Consider the following 18389-nt stretch of genomic DNA (forward strand, 5'->3'; position numbering starts at 1 on the left):
ACTGAGCGGCTTCTTGTCCGACTTGCTTGTTTGGCACCTTCTGTCCCATTGCAAGCTGCAAGAAAAATAGCCAGGGCCAAAAAGCCAAAGTCCAGTCTCATTTCCGGATATGATTTATAAGCTAAAGATAGTACCAGATGTGTTTAATTTCAACAAATACTTGGATATATAAGCTGGTTTTACTTAACTTTGAAACACAAAGTACTTTTAACGTCAATTGCTATTATAATAAAACTATCATGACACCGACAAACGATTTAACAACACAACAAGTTCATCCGGCCTCATTAGGTAGGCGGATGCTCCAGGGTGCAGCAATTGCATTCGTTCTGATCCTAATTTTTCTACTGGGCGCCGGGGAGCCAAACCCTGACTGGGGCAAATTCTGGATGGTTAGACCTTTGCTGGTCGTTCCGGCAGCCGGCGCAATAGCCGGAGTATTTATTTATTTTATGGATTATTTGCGTATTCAGGGCGGGTGGAAAAGAGCTCTGGCAATTGCGTTAAGTTTAATCGGATATATAATTGCACTGTGGCTTGGTACAGTTTTAGGGCTGGATGGTACTATGTGGAATTAATTCTTCTTACCTGAGCTGTTTGAGATAACGTGAACGGAAGCTGCCTCAAAATCAAGAGATTTTGAGGCAGCTTTTTTGCATCCGCCATTGTTACCGGGTCCAGCAGCTCAGCTCTTCAGCAAGTCTGCTTGCAATAGATCCGGTTTTAACGCTTTACTTATCTAAGGCCGAGTTCTATCATCTGACGCCCGATCATCTAATTTCCATTTTTCGGCCAGAGCGGCGTTAAATCCGTCTCCTTCCGCTGGGTTAGGTTCACCTTTACCGGTAGTAATAAGACTGTAAAGGCTTTTCTTTATGTAACCTGTCCAAGCTTCGAAACACACATCATAACATTCATAATCCGGCACCAGACCTTCGTGAGTAAACTGCACTTTAGTTTTGCCACCCTCGCTGGTTATTTCAAAAACCAGCCGGGTATCAACCCATTCAGTTTTATCTTCTGTGAAACTAAATTCGTTCTCCAGCACCTGATAGACTAATTTTTTTTCAGGAATAATCTCAATGAGTTTGATTTTACATAAATGAACGTCCTTGTAGTGATAAAAAAAAACTCCGTTGAGCTGATCTGTATTGCCTCCAATTTCTTCAGACCACCAGGCGCGAAAGTTTGTTATAGCGTTAAATGCAGTTGCCGGATCTTGATCGACCAAGATGGTGGCTGTGTAACTTTTGTTGTCCATAATTGCTCAGTTTCTGATATAAATCAAAAGTAATGCAGTAACGTCAATTGATGGGAGGTGCAAAATAGACTTTATGGCGGGTTGTTTTGGACAGGTATTTCTGGCACTGAATAAAAGACGGACCTGACCACTGAGTGCAAGGCGAGCATCAATACGGAGCGTAGAATTTCCCCGAACTCACCCCCATCGCTCTTGGATAAATTCTCAGGTATATCTGCCCCGACACGGGTGTTTTGCCATAAAGTGCGCTTAGCCTATCATCCGGCTTGAAGACACTAAGCTGTGTACCCAGGGCAATTTTAGTTTTACCGAGGAGAAGTATATCGTACGAGCCGCCCGCAGTAAAAGCATTAACCGGAAAAATTACATCGTGGCCGAAAACATCCTCGTCAAGGCTTAACTCTTCAAGCGACTTCTGCACCCACTCGTACCGGCCATATACCGTTGTTTTTCTCACGTTATACGAACCTTCAACCAGAGCGCCGTGTTCGGCAGCGTGATGAGCAGTTTTGTTCATTCCCCAAAGTGCTGTGAGATTAATAAATTCTTCGCCCGCTCCCCTGGTGCTAAACGTTGCTGAGGCGGTAGTTCGGTTTACATTCTCGCCGGGATGAAGTGATTCGGGCTCTTTGATAAACCCGTGCGATACCTGTGTTGCCCATTTTGGGCCAGGATTATGTGACAGGCGCAGCGACCAGCTATCAAACCTTGGTTTGTCAAAGTCGTACCGGTTTTCACCCGGTTCTCTACCGGTAAAAGAAGAACCCTCGATCTTCCAGTTGTTATACCTGAATCCAAGAGTAGCAACTCCGAAAGTGATGTGCGTTGCATCTACCCAATGATGGGTTAAAGGCGCATCGGGATTAAAGAAACCGGAAGGGCGGTGAACATAGGCCGTTGGGCCCAGCGCAGGTTCACCGGGATAGCCTAGATACAGAAATACGTCTGCCTTGCGTGAAAATGAGTGTGCATAACTTGCCGATAATTCTGAGATGAAATCATGCGGGTGCTGACGGTCTACCAACGGTTGTCCTTTATAAGTTTCACCCGTTTGAAACAACAGCGGATAGCCTTCGCCGCCAACAGTAATAGGGTCGAGCGAAAGCATGATGTTGAAGTGGAATAATCCTTTTTTTCCGGTATTCCTCTGCCCCATCAGCATCACCATATTTGGAGCATCAAATTTGCTGTCGCCGCGGCTTCCTTTATTTGTCAGATCCTGTTTATTGTAACGAACATAAGCTTCACCATGCAGCATATACATCCAGTCTTTTTTATGGAACATGTATCCGTACATGGGCGAGTTATCAGGCTGCCAGGAGGTTCCCGAACCGTTACGGGTCATCGGCAAGCTTCGGGAGAATGCATGTGACATCGCCGTGTTTACATGCCCACTTGAATGATTATGCTCTGAGCCGTTGGTGGCTGCCGGCGGGTGGTTGTGTCCGCCCTGCTGCACAGGTGCTTTCGCAGGGGACGGTTTTGCTGCGGTTTTAGAAGTGTCTTTTGTAGCCGGTTTAACCGCTTTTGCTGGCTTCTTTGCCGGCTCATGGTCGTGATCGTGGTCGTGTTGAGCTATCGCGCTTAATAAAAACGCTGCATTTAGAAAGACAATCAAAAATAAACTTCGCATTTCGTAGGTAACGCTTAATGATATACTATAAAAGTATAGCACGGCGCATATTGTTTGGATTGTATGCGCCGGGCAAACAAACGGATATTATCACACTTAAAATCAACATCTTACAATACGTGGCATCATTATAGAGTTACTCCTCTTATGAAAAAGATCTATCTTCTATTATCGCTGTTTCTGACCATCGGGTTATCTAATACAGCATTTGCTGCGAGCAGTTTTTTTAAATCCGACAGTTTACGTGTACTTAAAGAGACAAAAGACTTGTCGAGCGACTTAATTAAACTAAAAAAGAGAATTGCAGAGCTGGAAACAAATATCCCCTTGTATGAAGCAAAAGTTCATCAAGCTTCTTTGAGATCGAAAGAACAGCTGGAACAAAGCCGCAAGCAGTCGGCAAAAGCTACTAAAGGGAAGTTAAAACAAATTGACAAAGCGGAGGATGAGGCTGATGAAGCAAAACAGGCGGCTCACGCGTCGAAGAACGCAACTCTCACTTTAAAAAACGCGAACGATAGATTGAAGCTTTTATATAAGGAGACGGCTAAGAAAGAAGCAAGGTTAAAGGAACTTGAAGCTAATTCCAGCGGGCCTGGGATCAAATCTGCTCACTAATCTACTTATACGTGTTTCAGATCTTGATGCGCCCTGGCGGCCACCCACCGGTATTGGTAATATTGGCTGTGCAGGAGATCCATCGGATACAAAAACAGACTGAAAGCAAGGAAATCGCTTTCAGTCTGTTTCAAAGATGCGTGCTCAATAAGCCTTCAAGAAGTCATTACCAGGCTAGCTGATACAACTGTACATCGTACTTAATTTTACCGATCGCTAATTTGCGGTCCAAAACCGGGAGAATAATATTGTTGTCGGAAATTATCGCCTGATCTAAGCCGGCGTAATCTGTTCTTCCCACTTTGGCCGGCTCTGTTAGTTGCATCATTTCCAGTTTGCCGGTTTGAGCGTTGATTTTACCGATCACAAACTTAGCATGCGTTTCATGTGACGCCATAATATACAGGGCGTTACCTTTGGCATAGGCTGTGAGACAAGGCTTCGGCGGACCGATGAAGTATCTGGGAATGGTAGAAACGGTTCTTACTGCCAGATTTTTATCGAGATTATATACAATCAGCCCCTCAGAGTACGGCATCGGCCCTGAATACTGTCCGCCAGCCGTCCAGCTATCGTCGCTCAGAACAACAAAATATCCCTCATCGTGGATCAGCACCTTAACAAGCTCCATATTCTTGGCAGAACCCAGCTGTAATTTTTTAAACTCCTTGTCGACCGGAGTGAAAGATTTCTCCATGTCTTTAATTTCAGATTTATTAAATACCTTCTTAAACCGTTTATGTTGATTGCCGGCGAAGTCGTACTTGTTTAACATGCTGATATATTCATCGCCAGATTTAAACGAACCCGTGATATAGACGGCATTATTAGACATGGTGTCTGCAAAAAACGTAACATGGTCGTTCAGGTGGCCCGTACTCAGTAATCCGCCATAATACGAATACGGTTCGGTTACCGACTTGGCAGACTTCTCACTTCCGGGCAGATATTGCGAAATAGTAATACCCTTTCTGTTCTGTGAAACGGCAATATACAGATCATCGTTCACCGTCTTTTGTACTCCAATGAACTCACCCTCGGGAAGATCGGGACTGATAGCGCCTTTATCTTCCAGGTTCTCGTCGAAAATTAACACGTTAAATGCCTTAATCCGGTTTCCCTGGTCTATTGTCTTTTTTATGGTGTACAATGCTCCTACTGTTCCCAGGGCCACTTTCACATTACGCTTGAGCGCAGTTTCGCGGGTGGCCAGGGTTAGCGTTTTCTTATCTTTCGAGGTCAGGACGTACGGGATAGTATAATATTCGTTATTACCAGTAAAAAGCACTTTTGACTTTAGTACCTTGCCATTTTCAGAACTTATAAGATATGCTTTGTAAATGCTGTTAGCCCGCGTCATCATCGTAAAATCGGTACTTACCACCACCAACAGGTTATGCCCCAGCATCTTTGCATCGTGGATGTAGCCGTCAACCCGGGCGGCCCATTTTTGCCGGGTGGCGTTATCAGTGCAAATTATTTCTACTGCCTTATCGCTATCGTTTGACACGAAGGCTACGGCGCCTGCATTTAGCCGAACCGAAGTTAGGGCAGTACTGCCTTTGAAAAATTCGTTCTTATAATTTACGGTTTTTACCTGTGCTGAAGCAGGAATAAAGATTGTAGAAGACAGCAGGCATAAACTTGCCAGGAAAAGTTTTTTCATTGTGAATAATTGTAGGTTTAGTGAATCCAGTTGTACTGATTAACAGGAAAATGGTTACGATTACCACTAGAGCGCAGATATTTTTCCCGTTCAAGTGGTTGTAATCTATCAATCGCTATATTCCCCAAAGGCCGCCTACTCCAGCCGTCTTTCTATCTCATCAAAATACACCATCACCTTTTGTTCTGTAATGTTTTGAAATTCTATAGTTTCATCAAAGAGAGAAATTCTTAGTCGCCTGTAAAGCAAAACGGCTTCTTTCAAACTCGTTAATAATTCGGATCTGTTATAGTTTGGGATGGTTAACCTCAAATCCTGAAAGTCTTCATTTGACAGTTCTGTTTCAACTTTCCTTACTCCCCTGGGCAAGTTTCCGTTCTTGATATGAAGCAAAGGACCAAAAACAACCATCCTTAAAAAACCTAAAAAATCAAAAGCTTCCAGTAATTCCCCCCGTCCGATCTTTAACAAAGCATAGTGTATCCAAATCCAAAAGCGGTTTTCGATCCACTGATAGTCGGGGTACGGAAACTTTGCTTCCGAACTATTTAACACTGTTTGCAGTTGCTGGTCTTTATCAAGCAGTATAACCGGCATTTCGATGCGCGAATGAAATTCTTCAAGCGTTACAAACTTTATGTCCACATGAAGCAGCGGATTGTCGTAGAGACAAATCAAAACCCGTGGCTCTCCCACGTGCTCTCCGGTAAATCCGGATAAAAAATCGCCCAGCCGTCTGGCGTAACCAAGCATTTTTCCTAAATCACCCGAAACTTTGTTTTTAGTAACCAGTATCAGATCCAGATCAGAGAATTCATCTATTTCATTTGTGAGCCACGAACCGGCCACAGCCAAACCAATTACATTGATATCTGGTTCCAACTCTCTTTTTGCCCTTCCTGCAAACTCAACTTGTACCATATTCTTAATTAATATGTAAGCAACAACAATTTTTGAGACTCGAAAGTAATGATTGAAAAGTAAAAAATCACCTCATTATATTACTTAGCATATACCGTCTCTACACGAGCAAAAACGGCCAGAAAGAATGACAAAAGGCTCGTTTCTTAAACCAGGAACAAACGCAACAATTCATTAACGTACAGACAATTGCATAAAAATTAACATCTGAACCCCTACAAATTTACGGGGAGTATTTTTTCTTTCTGGTTATTTGCACCAGAAATGCTTCACCTCTCAAGTGAGCATATCGAACAACTAACTAACTAATTAACCAAAATTACCAAACATGAAAACAAAAGGATTTTTACTTGTGATGCTGGTTGCATTCGCTGCAGCCTGTAAAAAAGACAATGCTCTAACACCCGAAACTTCCGTAAAAGCGGCATGGAGTTCAACCGACCGATGGGGAACCTGGTCTAACGGAGGCTACACCGTTTACAACAATGTGTGGGGCGCGAACTATGGGCCACAATCTATTTGGGCCAACTCATACTCTAACTGGGGAGTTTGGGCTAATCATACAGGAGGCGGCATTAAATCATATCCTAATTCTACCAGATATGTGGGCAGATCATTAAGCAGCCTTGGAAGTTGCAGATCAAGTTTTAATGCAAGCACACCTTCGGGCGGCGCCTGGGCTTCTGCATACGACATCTGGGACACCGGCCACCAACATGAAACAATGCTTTGGATGAACTATACCAGCAACTCTAACGGGAGTGGTAACATAAAACCAATTTCTTATAACTGGAATTCGAGCGGAAATCCCATACCAACACATACCAACGTTTCGATAGGTGGCCACACCTGGAACGTGTTCAGGGGGCATAATGGCGGCAATAACGTTTACTCTTTCTTGAGAACAAGCAAAACAAACAGCGGGACCGTCGATGTTCTGGCCATCCAGAGATGGATACAGGCCAGGGGTTGGTTTGGCAATATCACTTTAGGTGATGTACAATATGGTTTCGAGATTACGAACACAAATGGAGGCCAGGACTTTAGATGCAACAGTTATAGTGTATCTTTTTAATTAGATAACGCAAAATAAGCGAAGGTCGCTTTTTGACGCAGTGGCCTTCGCTTTGCAGCTTTTCCAGCTACGAGCCGCGTAAAATCTTTTCCATCTTCCGCCCCTTAGCTAACTCATCCACCAGTTTATCCAAATACCTTACCTGCTTTGTAAGGCTGTTGTCGATTTCCTCTATCCTGTATCCGCAGATCATTCCGGTGATGAGATCCGCCCGCGGGTTAAGAGAAGCCCGCTCGAAGAATGTCTCGAAAGTTACCTTTTTATCTATCAGATTTTGCAGTTTCTTGTCATCAAATCCCGTTAACCACTCAATTACCTGATGCAATTCTTCCCTTGTTCTGCCCTTTTTTTCCACTTTTTCAACATACATAGGATAGACAGAGGCGAAGGTCATTTTTGCTATACGCTGATTATGTGTATCGGATGTGTTCATGATTTGGCGTTAATATTAACATTGTTACAATTATAAAGTGGCTCGGTTTAAGGGCTAATATGCGAATATAGGGTTAAATGCTGGCCGCCTGCAAGGAAGCTGTTCGCCGTTCAAAGAATTCAACAGAATCTTTGTATATATTAGATATTAGCATTACCACCAATTATGTACAGCCCTAAGTATCTATTGAACCTTTGCTTCTATGCCCTGTTTTTATCGTCGATTACCACGGCACAAACTATCACAACAGCCGAAAGTGCCGAAAAAGCAATGCGCCGTGCTACAGATTTCATGTTCGGCAAAGTGAGTACCGGGGGAGGATTTGTTTGGCATTATACTACCGATCTTTCGAGGAGGTGGGGTGAAATGGAGGCGTATAAATCAATGATCTGGGTGCAGGGAGGCGGAACTGTGGCCGTTGGAAACACTTTATTAATTGCTTACCGCTGCACGCAAAACGAATACTTTTATCAGTCGGCCCAAAAAGTTGCCGCAGCACTAATCAAAGGACAAAGCAAAAATGGCGGCTGGAACTACATGATAGACTTCGCAGGCGAAAACTCGCTGAAACGCTGGTACAATACCATAGGTAAAAACGGATGGCGACTTGAAGAATTCCAGCATTATTATGGGAACGACACCTACGACGACGACGTGACCTCGGGCGCCGCCCGCTTTTTATTGCAGATGTATGTTCAGAAAAAAGACCCGGCATATAAAACCGCGCTGGATAGAGCTGTCGACTTTATCTTAAAGAGCCAATATCCGGCAGGCGGCTGGCCTCAGCGATACCCCTTAAAGTATGACTTCAGCAAATCGGGCCGCCCGGACTACTCGTCATACTATACCTTTAACGACGATGTCATTGGCGAGAATATTAAATTCCTGATCCAGTGCTACCAGGCCTTAGGCGACAAGCGTCTTCTTAGCCCTATTCGGCGCGGCATGGATTTCTATCTCCTTGCACAACAAGCTAATGGCGCCTGGGGACAACAATATAACATGAAAATGGAGCCTGCAGGCGCCCGCAGCTACGAACCCCCGGCTCTTTTGCCCAGTACTACCGCGGGAAACTGCCGCCTGTTAATGAGGTTTTATCAGTACACAGGCGACCGGAAATACCTTACGCATATACCTAAGGCTATTGAGTGGCTTGAAAAAGTAAAATTACCCGATAGTATGAATGCTGGTGGACGTTACTCTCATCCCCTTTATATAGAGCCAGAAACTAACAAGCCTGTTTTTGTACATCGCAAAGGCTCGAACGTGAAGTTTGGATTCTACTATTCTGATTACAACGACGCAAACCTGCTTGCGCATATGGTGGGCAAGCGATTTATCGATATAAGAAAACTTCGCGAGGAATATGCTGCAGTTTCTGCCTTATCAGTAATTGAGGCCACAAAAAATTCGCCCTTAAAACAAGAGGGGGGCAAAAACACTCAGCTGTTTACAATACTCGATGAAGAAGGACCAGAACTGCAAGCAAATGAAACGACGGTAAATGATATCATCGCCCAATTAGACATGCAGGGCCGCTGGCTTACTAAACATGTAAGCATTAGTAATCCTTATGTGGGCGATGGCACGAATTCTGAAGTAACCGAAAAGTACGCATCAACCCTGGTGGGCGATGAAACAGACACATCCCCTTACCGCGACCTTAGCGATACGGAATATATTTCGACCCCACTATATATCCGCAACATGAGAACTCTTGCTCAATTTGTTAAATTAGCAGCCAATAATGCAAGTACCCCTAAATAAAAGAGTTAGCTCAATGGAAATCTTTAAATCATGCGCGATAGTGAATATGAAGAAATTGTATAAGATTGCCCGACAGCTAGTCCTGTTATGGGTTTGTGTATCAGTGTCACATACCGGGTCTCTTTATGCACAGAACACCCTGCCTAAAACCATCATCTGGAAACTTGACAATATTAATCAGATTGGCGGTCATCAGCCAACAGTGCTGGGACATCCGGTGGTTATAAAAGATCAGACCAGAAAATCAATTTTTTTTGACGGAGTAGACGATGGTTTGGTGATCTCCCAAATTCCTATGCGGGGATGGAAAAAGTTCAGTATCGAAGTACTTTTTAAGCCTTCCGGCGATGGGCCTGTTGCTCCAAGATTTATTCACTTTACTGATGACAGCTTAAACCGGGGCACCTTTGAAGTAAGATTAACCCAGGGAAAAGAATGGTATATGGATACCTTTTTAAGGAACGGCAAAACCGGAAAAGGCTTAACTCTTATCGACTCTACACTACTCCATCCAAGCGACAAATGGTACTGGGCTGCCCTGACTTATGACGGCCAAAAGATGACCAGTTATGTGAACGGAGTTAAAGAGCTTGAAGGAAATGTCGGCTTACCTCCCATGCTCAATGGAGAGCTCTCGCTGGGCGTACGTTTAAACCGTGTTGCCTGGTTCAAGGGCTTCATCAGCGAGATTCGCTTTCATCCGGAAGTATTAAGTGCTGACGCTCTAAAGAAAGAAGTAAAAGACTAAATCAATTTTAAATGCAGTTAAACTATTTTAAAGCAGTTGCTATCGCATCTGTTATCCTGTTCGGCACCACCAAACTCCATTCGCAAAATCTCACCAAATCAGCCAACGAAGCCTATTTCCAGAACCCTGTTCTGGGAGGCGACTACCCCGATCCATCGATCTTAAGGAATGGAAAAGATTACTACCTCACCCATTCATCATTTGAATATTATCCCGGTCTTTTAATCTGGCACTCTACAGATCTTATTAACTGGAAGCGGCTAGCCTTTGCTTTAAATCGCAATGTGGGCTCGGTATGGGCGCCCGATCTTATCAAACACGGCGACACCTATTATATTTATTTCCCCGCAAATAAAACCAACTGGGTGGTTACCGCAAAATCACCCGAAGGGCCCTGGTCTGAGCCTGTAGACCTGAAATTAAACGGCTTTATTGACCCGGGGCATGTGGTTGATAAAGACGGCACCCGCTATCTGTATCTTTCGAAAGGATATATTGTAAAGCTTGCCAGCGATGGCTTGTCGACCCTAGGTGCGCCCATCCCGGGATATCAGGGATGGGCGTTCCCGAAAGAATGGAGCACAGAATGCTTTTGTCTCGAATCACCAAAATCTACTATAAAAGATGGCTATTTTCACCAAATTGTGGCAGAAGGTGGCACGGCGGGACCAGCTACCTCGCATATGGTGGTAGCGGCCCGTTCACGGTCGCCTTTGGGCCCATGGGAAAACTCGCCCTATAACCCGATTGTACACACAGGAAGCCGGGCCGAACGCTGGTGGAGTCAGGGACACGGAACACTCGTTGATGATGTGAATGGCAATTGGTGGATCATGTACCATGGCTATGAAAAGCACTTCCAGTCTCTGGGCAGGCAAACGCTGATGCTGCCTGTTGAATGGACGAAAGACAATTGGTTCAAAGTACCCGCAGGTGTATCAAGCGAGGGCGGCATCAAAAAACCGGCCCTCAATCCCTCTGTCTCGTCAACGGGCTTATCCGACGATTTTTCGGCTCAGCGGCTGGGTCTTCAATGGCAATCGTTCAAAGAGCTTCCGTTCAGCAGAGTAAATTTAAAAGACGGCAAACTCATCTATCAGGCAAAGGGGAACTCCTTTGAAAACAGTGCACCCCTGCTGGTCAATTCGGCCGACAGGAAATATGAGGTGGAGGTTGAATATACACTCGAAGGCGCTGCCACCGCTGGGCTAACACTATTTTATAACCAGCAAGGTAACATGAGAATCACGGTAAATGCAACGGAGTTTTCGATATTCAATCAGGGTAACCGAAAGATTAGCGAGAACAACACCATTGGTAAGCACGGGTATCTGAAAATAAAAAACGATGAAAACGAAATCAGCTTTTATTACAGCGGCGACGGCAAGACCTGGAGCAGACTTGAACGAAGCATAGACGCTACCGGATTTAACCATAACATTTTTGGCGGCTTTATGAGCCTTCGTGCAGGCTTGCTTGCCTTTGGCGAAGGAAGTGTGGTGTACGATAATTTTAAATACAGAAAGCTGTAATCTTAAATAACTTACATGAAATTTCATTATACGGGATTTGCCGTTGTGGCATTTCTTAGCCTTACATCCGTTAATCCATGTTTCGCGCAGCTAAAAACCAACTCAGATTCGCCGGTACAAATCGGCACAGATGGAAAGCTGAGCTATAAAGTTCAGGAGAACGGAGACCGCGTTCCAGATTTCTCGTACTGCGGATACATGCTCTCGGAAAAATCTATTCCAAATGTTCCGGTGAAGGTGATTGTTTCTCCGATGAATGGAGATGCTACCCTGAAAATTCAACAAGCAATTAATTATGTGTCTTCGCTCCCCTTAAACAAAGACGGCTTCAGGGGGACAGTATTATTGCAAAAAGGTAAATTCGAAATAGCCGGCAGCCTAAGCATTCGTGCCTCGGGCGTAGTGTTGCGGGGAAGCGGGCCGGACGAAAGCGGAACTGTTTTAATGGCAACCGGTGTAGACCGGGAAACCTTAATCAAGGTAGAAGGAACTAATGACCGACGCGTTGAAAAACCTACTGAATTAGCCGGAACTTATTTCCCGGTTAACTCGGTAAAGCTCCATTTCAAAAACAAACACTCTTTCAAGGTTGGAGATAAAGTTATGGTGAACCGTCCCTCCACCAAAGAGTGGATCAAAGCAATCGGCACAGATCAGATCGGCACCCTTGTAGACTACCATTTAACACATTGGGAAGCCGGCGACTTCGACCAGAACTGGTACCGAAACATTGTTTCCGCTACGCCCGAATCCATGACGCTCGATGCACCCTTAACTAATTCATTAGACCCAAAATTTGGTGGTGGTACCGTAGCGAAATACGAATGGAAAGGCCAGATCCGGAACGTTGGGGTCGAGAACTTGCGTTGTGTATCTGCATTCGATCCATCAAATCTAAAAGATGAAAACCACCGTTGGATGGCGGTAACCTTAGAAAACGTATCCGATTCCTGGGTGCGGCGTATCGTTGCACAGCATTTTGTAAGTTCGGCCGTTGCAGTCTGGGAAACCGCCAGCCGTATAACCGTTGAAGACTGCAAGTCTCTGGCTCCGGTTGGAGAAGCTGGAAACCACCGGCGTTATGCCTTTCATACCCTCGGGCAGCAAGTGCTTTTCCAGCGTTGTTATGCGGAATATGCCTACCACGCTTTCTCGGCAGGCTTTAGTACCCCCGGGCCAAACGCTTTTGTTCAATGCTACTCCTACCTTCCTCTTAACTTCAGCGGTGCAACAGGCGGCTGGTCGACCGGGATATTATTCGACAAAATGACTGTAGACGGTGGCAATATCGCCTTCACTAACCGCGAGGTGGATGGGCAGGGCGGCGGCTGGGCGGCAGCAAACTCGCTGGTTTGGCAAGGCCGGGCGGCTAAAATCTATATTGATTCACCCCCTACCGCCCAAAACTGGGCATACGGCAGCTGGGCACAGGGCTACGGAAACGGACATCACGAGTTACCGCACACTTTCATTAACCCTGAAAGCTTTTTTTACGCTCAGCTTGAAGCCAGAACAGGAAAGAAATCACCGGAACAGGAAAAAATCTTTACCTATACTTCCCAACGAACTTCAGCGCCTTCGCCGGAACTTTCGAAACAATACAGCGAACGATCGAAAACGCCAGACCTGATTATGGATGCATGGATTGATCAAATGATTGAAAAATACCCTATCTATTCTGAGCTAAAGGGAGCCAAATATGTGGATAAGATTAAGGCTCCACATTCTGTCAAACCCGAGGGAAGGCCTGTGACCGTGTCAGTAAAAAATGGCTGGATTGTTCGTTCGGGGCAAGTGCTTACGGGCAGAAAAAGCCGGACATCGATGTGGCGGGGTTCAACACGTCCGGCCGAGATAAAACGAGCTTCGGCCAACCTTGTCCGTTTTGTTCCCGGACGCAGCGGAAAGGGCTTAACCGATAACCTGGATAGTGTAGTCAGCGACATGCTGCGGAGAAATGTGGTGGCTATGCAACATTTCCCGGCCCTATGGTACGAGCGCCGGCGCGACGATCATGCACGAACCCGGCGCGCCGATGCTGATGTATGGACGCCGTTTTATGAACAGCCCTTTAGCAGAAGCGGGCAGGGCGAAGCGTTTGACCGATTAAGCAAATATGATCTTAACAAGTGGAATACATGGTATTGGCTAAGGCTTAAGAAATTTGCCGACCTGGCGGATGAAAAGGGCCTGGTATTTATACAGGAACACTACCTTCAGCACAATATCATTGAAGAAGGCGCCCATTGGGCTGATTACCCATGGAGGTCGGCAAATAACATCAACAATACCGGCTTTGCCGAAAACCCAGCCTATGCCGGAGATAAAAGAGTTTACATGGCCGACGAATTTTACGACACCACTCACGTAATTCGAAAGGCGCTGCATCGCAATTATATCAGGAAAAGTCTCGACAATTTTAAAGGGAATACGAATGTGATCCATCATCTTGGGATGGAATATACCGGCCCCCTGCATTTCGTTCAGTTCTGGATGGATGTGATCGCCGAATGGGAGAAGGAAAACAAACAGAATGTTATGGTGATGCTCCCGGGTACAAAAGATGTGCAGGACGCTATCCTCGCCGATCCAAAGCGTTCTCGCGGAGTTGATGCGATCGATGTATTACAATGGCAATACCGGGCCGACAGCACACTATATTCACCAGCAGGGGGACAAAGTCTGGCTGCCCGGCAATACGCCAGGATAATGACCGTGGGAGAAAATTCCTTTTCTCAGATGTACCGTGCAGTAGCAGAGTTCCGCACGAAATTCCCTGATAAGGCGATGGTATATTCCAGAGGTGGAGGAAGGCTGGCCGACTGGGCGATCTTCATGGGAGGAGGATCACTGGCTTCTCTTCCACAAATTAAAGACAAACAGTTTTTAACAGACGCTTCATACATGGGTCCAATAACACCGGGGATACCAGAACAATATATTCTTGGCAAAAAAGGGAATGGCTATATCATCTATACCGAAAGTAAGCAACTCACAATGAACCTGACCGGCGAAGAAGGGTCGTTTATACTGAAGTGGATAAATCCTCAAACTGGAGAAATTACAGAAGGGAAAAAGTTGTTGGCAGGAGCTCTGTATACGATAGATAACCCTGCAAAAGATGCAAGCGTTGCCTGGCTGAAAAAGGTGGAATAAATAACACCCCTCTTGCATTAGAAGAACAATGAATTTAGCTTTACAATATGGATAAACAGAAAATTGGCTCGATAATTTCGACAGATTTAACTATAGAAAACGCCGACATTCTCAGGGATTTTTATCGTGAAGTAATTGGCTGGGGAGTAGAAGAGATGCCGATGAAAGATGAAGATGGGACATACGCTGATTATGTAATGAAGGATAGTGAGGGCAATTGGGCTGCAGGAGTTTGTCATAGCAGAGGATCAAACAAAGGCCTCCCTCCTCAATGGATTGTGTATATCAACGTTGCTGACATAGCTGCCAGTATGAATAAATGTACAGAATTAGGAGGAACTGTGCTTAGAGAATCCAGACTGGCTGATGGAACATTGCAATATGCGCTAATACAGGACCCGCAGGGAGCAGTATTGGCCATCACAAAAGCATAGATGTTTGAAAATCTGTAACCGATTGTCCCGCAGGGCGACATAGTGCTCTAAGCTATCGCGTCAATAGAACGTTAACCCAAAAACCCGTAGAGCCCCTAGCTCTACGGTAAGTAAAAATCAATAAAACTAATTGCCTCTTTCCCAGAAAGGCGGAGGAGTAATTCCCAGCGAGCGCAGATAAACATAAGCTTGCCCTCTATGGTGAATTTCATTATCAATAAAGTATAAAAGTGTTGAGTATACAGGCCCTTCGTAGGCCCCAAAAGCCATCACGACTTCCTGAAAACGCTCCGCCGAAAGTTGAGGCCAATACTTTTCAATTTGTTCAGTTACTTCGTCCCAAAGCACCAATAATTCAGCCTTTGTTTTCGGAAGATTTCCATTTGCATGCGACATTTCATCCGTAGATTTCCATTCGCCGTTAACTATTCCTGAGATTCCACCCGCCAGATCAATGAGCTCCATAGCCATCACAGAAAAAGGGCGCATCCCTCCTATCGAGTAGCTGAATAACTTGTCTTCCGGAAATACTTCAATTACTCTACGGGTAAGCCGGCGATGTCCCTGCCAGTGCTCCAGTAATTGCTCCTGACTGATGATGTAGCTTGCGGTGGCTGTCTGATTTGTTTCCATGATTTATTTGCTTTTTAGTTTAAGACAAAAAAAGGCATGGCGGATGACAACCTTATGTCAGCAGGATTTTAATAAATATTTTTTTAAGATTGTTCCTTCCTGCTGCTAACTATGTTCATCGACCGGTAAACTTCTCCAACTTTCTATTAAACACACGCCTCATCTGTTGATATAAAAGATAAAATCGCTGAGAAAAAAATGACTGCGTAAGAACACGGAGTTTTTGCATCCGTGTTTTCACGGAGTAACAGTATAAGCCTGAAGAGAGATAACGCAGAATCCTTTTATATTCAAGTATACTCGAGCCCGTAGCGTCATGCTGAAGCCAACCGAATGATTGTTGCTGAGAAGTCTTAAAGCCCACCAGCCGATTAACCAGCTTGACGCTACGGGACTAGAGGTTTAGGAATTTGAGCCCCCTCGTAGACTTACTGGATACCAAATGAATCTGATCCACCTATCAGCGCTTCACAACTTCCATCAAGAAACCACGCTCCTGAATTAATATCTATGTTTGCTACATCTCCTGGAACATAAATCTGTCCCGAGTAAACGGTAGTTCCATTTGGAAAGGTGCTGGCATTATAAATATAATCGAAACTTCCGCTGACCTGGGTATTGGTTGATACATCCCAAAGTATTAAAAATGCGGAATTATCCCCTCCGTTATCAGAACACGTGTCTGGGGTGTATGCACTGGGAGGGTATACGGTTAACTGGTACGAAAACATCTTGGTCGACGCATTATAGCTCCAGGTTAGAGCTCCGGCTGTGCCAAATGTACTTTGTCCTGACTGAGCGTGAGACGTTTGCAGCATTAGGCCAGCAATTGCAACGAATAGTAAAAGAATCTTTTTCATTTTGAATGATTAAATGTTATACCTACTCTTAAAGATTTTCGGCTTTCTCTGGTTAGATGTGACTATTTCGTAATTAGAAGCTCTTCAAATGAAGTTAATCAGAATAATTAACCTACAAAAAAAAATTATCCACTAATGTGGGATTAGTTCGACACTCTGCGGGGCTCCAGCGTTCTGTAAAAATTGTGGCCTGATGGGTACATCCACCAACAGACATTTTCTAAGTAGAAATCATCCTGAGATGATTGCTTTCAAAAAAACCGAAAGCACCAATGCCCCCAGTAGCTATTGCTTGATAACTTGCCAAAAGCTTGGAACTTTTGACAGTTTGCCAACGTCATTATGCTGAGCATCGGGGGCTTAGGGCCTGAAGGTATCGTATGCTGTATTCATGAGTGCGCTGCAAGCAAATTGAAATTAGATGTGCATAAAGAAATGTTGCGTCGTATCTTTATGTACCTCCCCCGTCAATTCAATCATACGACAAAGTTATAGAGACCTTATAGAGACTTTGGACTGTCTGTCGATCGTCTATCGTCCGTTTTTTGCTAGTCTGTTGCCTGCAACTAATACGGCACCGCTTAACAGATTTCAACAATCTGCCAGAGTGCCAGACGGAAGAAGCTTTTGACGTAATTTACGATTTCTAGCACTCCCATGAGGATAAGCTGCCGGGGAAAATCTATCACAGCCATTCTGTGGCTTTCTTGCCTGGAGTATTCCAGGTGAAAAGGAAATCCTCAGGTTCTCGTAGCATTTTTGCCCGTTACATCGTACTGTGGTAATAATTATTAAAAAATGAAAAAACACACATTATCACTTTTATTTACCGCCTCAATGTTATTAAGCTCTTCCTGCAGCGATAACGACCCGGCTGTCCCAATCGATGAAATAACCATTGAAGACATTCAACTATCCACCTCTGTAATCAGAGTGGAACGGCTTATAAACGAATGTGAATTTATTGCCAGAAGTTTTAAAACTGCGTACCCTAATCAACCAGGAATTCTAACAGGTGCAACTATTACAAGTGGTCTCACTGAAGAAGGCAAGACCAAGTACGACATCGTTTTTGCCAATATCACTGGCCCCGACAACAAAAAGCGCAATGGTAAATTAACCGTAGTTTTTGAAAACGCGATCGAAAATGGGGTTGAAATATCAGGAAAACATTTACATGTCAGATCAGATGAAGAAGAATCTCTATACACCGTAGAGGGGGTTAAATTTAAAGGTTCTCTGGTTTATAGCAATATTGCCCGACGTGAAAATGCACTTAACAATATCGTAGACCACCTTAATGCACAAAGTTCTCTATATATACCAAATGAAGAAGAAATCAGGTTCTCCTCTCGTCGCAAAAGCAAGTGGATGGAAGGCTCTGCTACTACTGATCTCGGCGATGATGTTTTCGAAATAACTGGGCAGGACTATTCCTTAGCAATTGTTAAAGCTGAAACCAAATTTGCATTAGCTGAGACTCAGGCTCCATTAACCTTAAAATATGCCTGTGCACAATCTCTCTTCATTCCTATCAAAGGAGCTACAACCGTTGCGCATGTTGGAGGAAAAACGAGGTATTTATTCTTTGGTGAAGGCCACTGCACAGACAAGCCTGTTATCCTGCCTAAATAGTAGCTAAAAAACCGAAC

General features: G+C 44.6%; 16 protein-coding genes. 9 read left to right on the plus strand and 7 right to left on the minus strand.

Annotated features, from left to right (window positions below):
• The first annotated feature begins 239 nt into the window (after window positions 1–239).
• Entirely contained in the window at window positions 240–578 is a 339-nt protein-coding gene (locus J3P43_RS09530) for a hypothetical protein (RefSeq protein WP_255901541.1), read from the plus strand.
• 161 nt (window positions 579–739) lie between these two features.
• On the opposite strand, the gene J3P43_RS09535 is transcribed toward J3P43_RS09530, so the two are convergent.
• Together J3P43_RS09535 and J3P43_RS09540 are read right to left on the minus strand one after the other, a co-directional pair.
• Window positions 740–1261: an SRPBCC family protein gene (locus J3P43_RS09535; protein ID WP_255901543.1), complete on the minus strand. Its 522-nt coding sequence runs from the start codon at window positions 1259–1261 to the stop codon at window positions 740–742.
• A 148-nt stretch (window positions 1262–1409) separates the two neighbouring features.
• Window positions 1410–2894, minus strand: a complete 1485-nt coding sequence (locus tag J3P43_RS09540; protein ID WP_255901546.1) for a hypothetical protein — start codon at window positions 2892–2894, stop codon at window positions 1410–1412.
• A 147-nt stretch (window positions 2895–3041) separates the two neighbouring features.
• On the opposite strand from J3P43_RS09540, the gene J3P43_RS09545 reads away from it, so the two are divergent.
• A complete protein-coding gene (locus tag J3P43_RS09545) occupies window positions 3042–3512 on the plus strand; it encodes a hypothetical protein (RefSeq protein WP_255901548.1) in 471 nt (156 codons plus the stop codon).
• A 166-nt stretch (window positions 3513–3678) separates the two neighbouring features.
• On the opposite strand, the gene J3P43_RS09550 is transcribed toward J3P43_RS09545, so the two are convergent.
• The gene (locus J3P43_RS09550; protein ID WP_255901550.1) at window positions 3679–5178 is read right to left on the minus strand and encodes a hypothetical protein; all 1500 of its coding nucleotides are present in this window, start codon (window positions 5176–5178) and stop codon (window positions 3679–3681) included.
• 135 nt (window positions 5179–5313) lie between these two features.
• Window positions 5314–6099, minus strand: a complete 786-nt coding sequence (locus J3P43_RS09555; protein WP_255901552.1) for an aminoglycoside 6-adenylyltransferase — start codon at window positions 6097–6099, stop codon at window positions 5314–5316.
• 328 nt (window positions 6100–6427) lie between these two features.
• Here J3P43_RS09555 and J3P43_RS09560 point away from each other — a divergent pair, with 328 nt between their 5' ends.
• Window positions 6428–7174, plus strand: a complete 747-nt coding sequence (locus tag J3P43_RS09560) for a GH12 family glycosyl hydrolase domain-containing protein (RefSeq protein ID WP_255901554.1) — start codon at window positions 6428–6430, stop codon at window positions 7172–7174.
• Between the two features lie 67 nt (window positions 7175–7241).
• Here J3P43_RS09560 and J3P43_RS09565 read toward each other — a convergent pair whose 3' ends face one another.
• Window positions 7242–7607, minus strand: coding sequence for a DUF2200 domain-containing protein (locus J3P43_RS09565; RefSeq protein ID WP_255901556.1), 366 nt, complete (start codon window positions 7605–7607; stop codon window positions 7242–7244).
• A gap of 165 nt (window positions 7608–7772) precedes the next feature.
• Between J3P43_RS09565 and J3P43_RS09570 the strand changes: the two genes are divergently transcribed.
• From J3P43_RS09570 to J3P43_RS09590, 5 genes are read left to right on the plus strand one after another with little or no spacing between them, the layout of a single operon-like run.
• On the plus strand, window positions 7773–9374 hold the full coding sequence (locus tag J3P43_RS09570; protein WP_255901558.1) for a pectate lyase: 1602 nt from the start codon (window positions 7773–7775) through the stop codon (window positions 9372–9374).
• A gap of 13 nt (window positions 9375–9387) precedes the next feature.
• Complete coding sequence (locus tag J3P43_RS09575) at window positions 9388–10122, plus strand: LamG domain-containing protein (RefSeq protein ID WP_255901560.1); 735 nt, start codon at window positions 9388–9390, stop codon at window positions 10120–10122.
• An 11-nt stretch (window positions 10123–10133) separates the two neighbouring features.
• Window positions 10134–11654 (plus strand): family 43 glycosylhydrolase, encoded by a 1521-nt coding sequence (locus J3P43_RS09580; protein ID WP_255901562.1) that lies wholly within the window; start codon window positions 10134–10136, stop codon window positions 11652–11654.
• Window positions 11655–11669: 15 nt separating this feature from the next.
• A complete protein-coding gene (locus J3P43_RS09585) occupies window positions 11670–14810 on the plus strand; it encodes a DUF6298 domain-containing protein (RefSeq protein WP_255901564.1) in 3141 nt (1046 codons plus the stop codon).
• Between the two features lie 47 nt (window positions 14811–14857).
• Window positions 14858–15244 (plus strand): VOC family protein, encoded by a 387-nt coding sequence (locus J3P43_RS09590; RefSeq protein ID WP_255901566.1) that lies wholly within the window; start codon window positions 14858–14860, stop codon window positions 15242–15244.
• Window positions 15245–15370: 126 nt separating this feature from the next.
• Here the strand turns inward: J3P43_RS09590 and J3P43_RS09595 are convergent, their stop codons facing one another.
• Complete coding sequence (locus J3P43_RS09595) at window positions 15371–15877, minus strand: DinB family protein (RefSeq protein ID WP_255901568.1); 507 nt, start codon at window positions 15875–15877, stop codon at window positions 15371–15373.
• 428 nt (window positions 15878–16305) lie between these two features.
• Window positions 16306–16737 (minus strand): hypothetical protein, encoded by a 432-nt coding sequence (locus J3P43_RS09600; RefSeq protein WP_255901570.1) that lies wholly within the window; start codon window positions 16735–16737, stop codon window positions 16306–16308.
• Window positions 16738–17535: 798 nt separating this feature from the next.
• Here J3P43_RS09600 and J3P43_RS09605 point away from each other — a divergent pair.
• Window positions 17536–18372, plus strand: a complete 837-nt coding sequence (locus tag J3P43_RS09605) for a hypothetical protein (protein ID WP_255901572.1) — start codon at window positions 17536–17538, stop codon at window positions 18370–18372.
• Window positions 18373–18389: the final 17 nt, after the last annotated feature.

The sequence above is a fragment of the Paradesertivirga mongoliensis genome (assembly GCF_024436395.1).
GTDB lineage: Bacteria > Bacteroidota > Bacteroidia > Sphingobacteriales > Sphingobacteriaceae > Paradesertivirga > Paradesertivirga mongoliensis.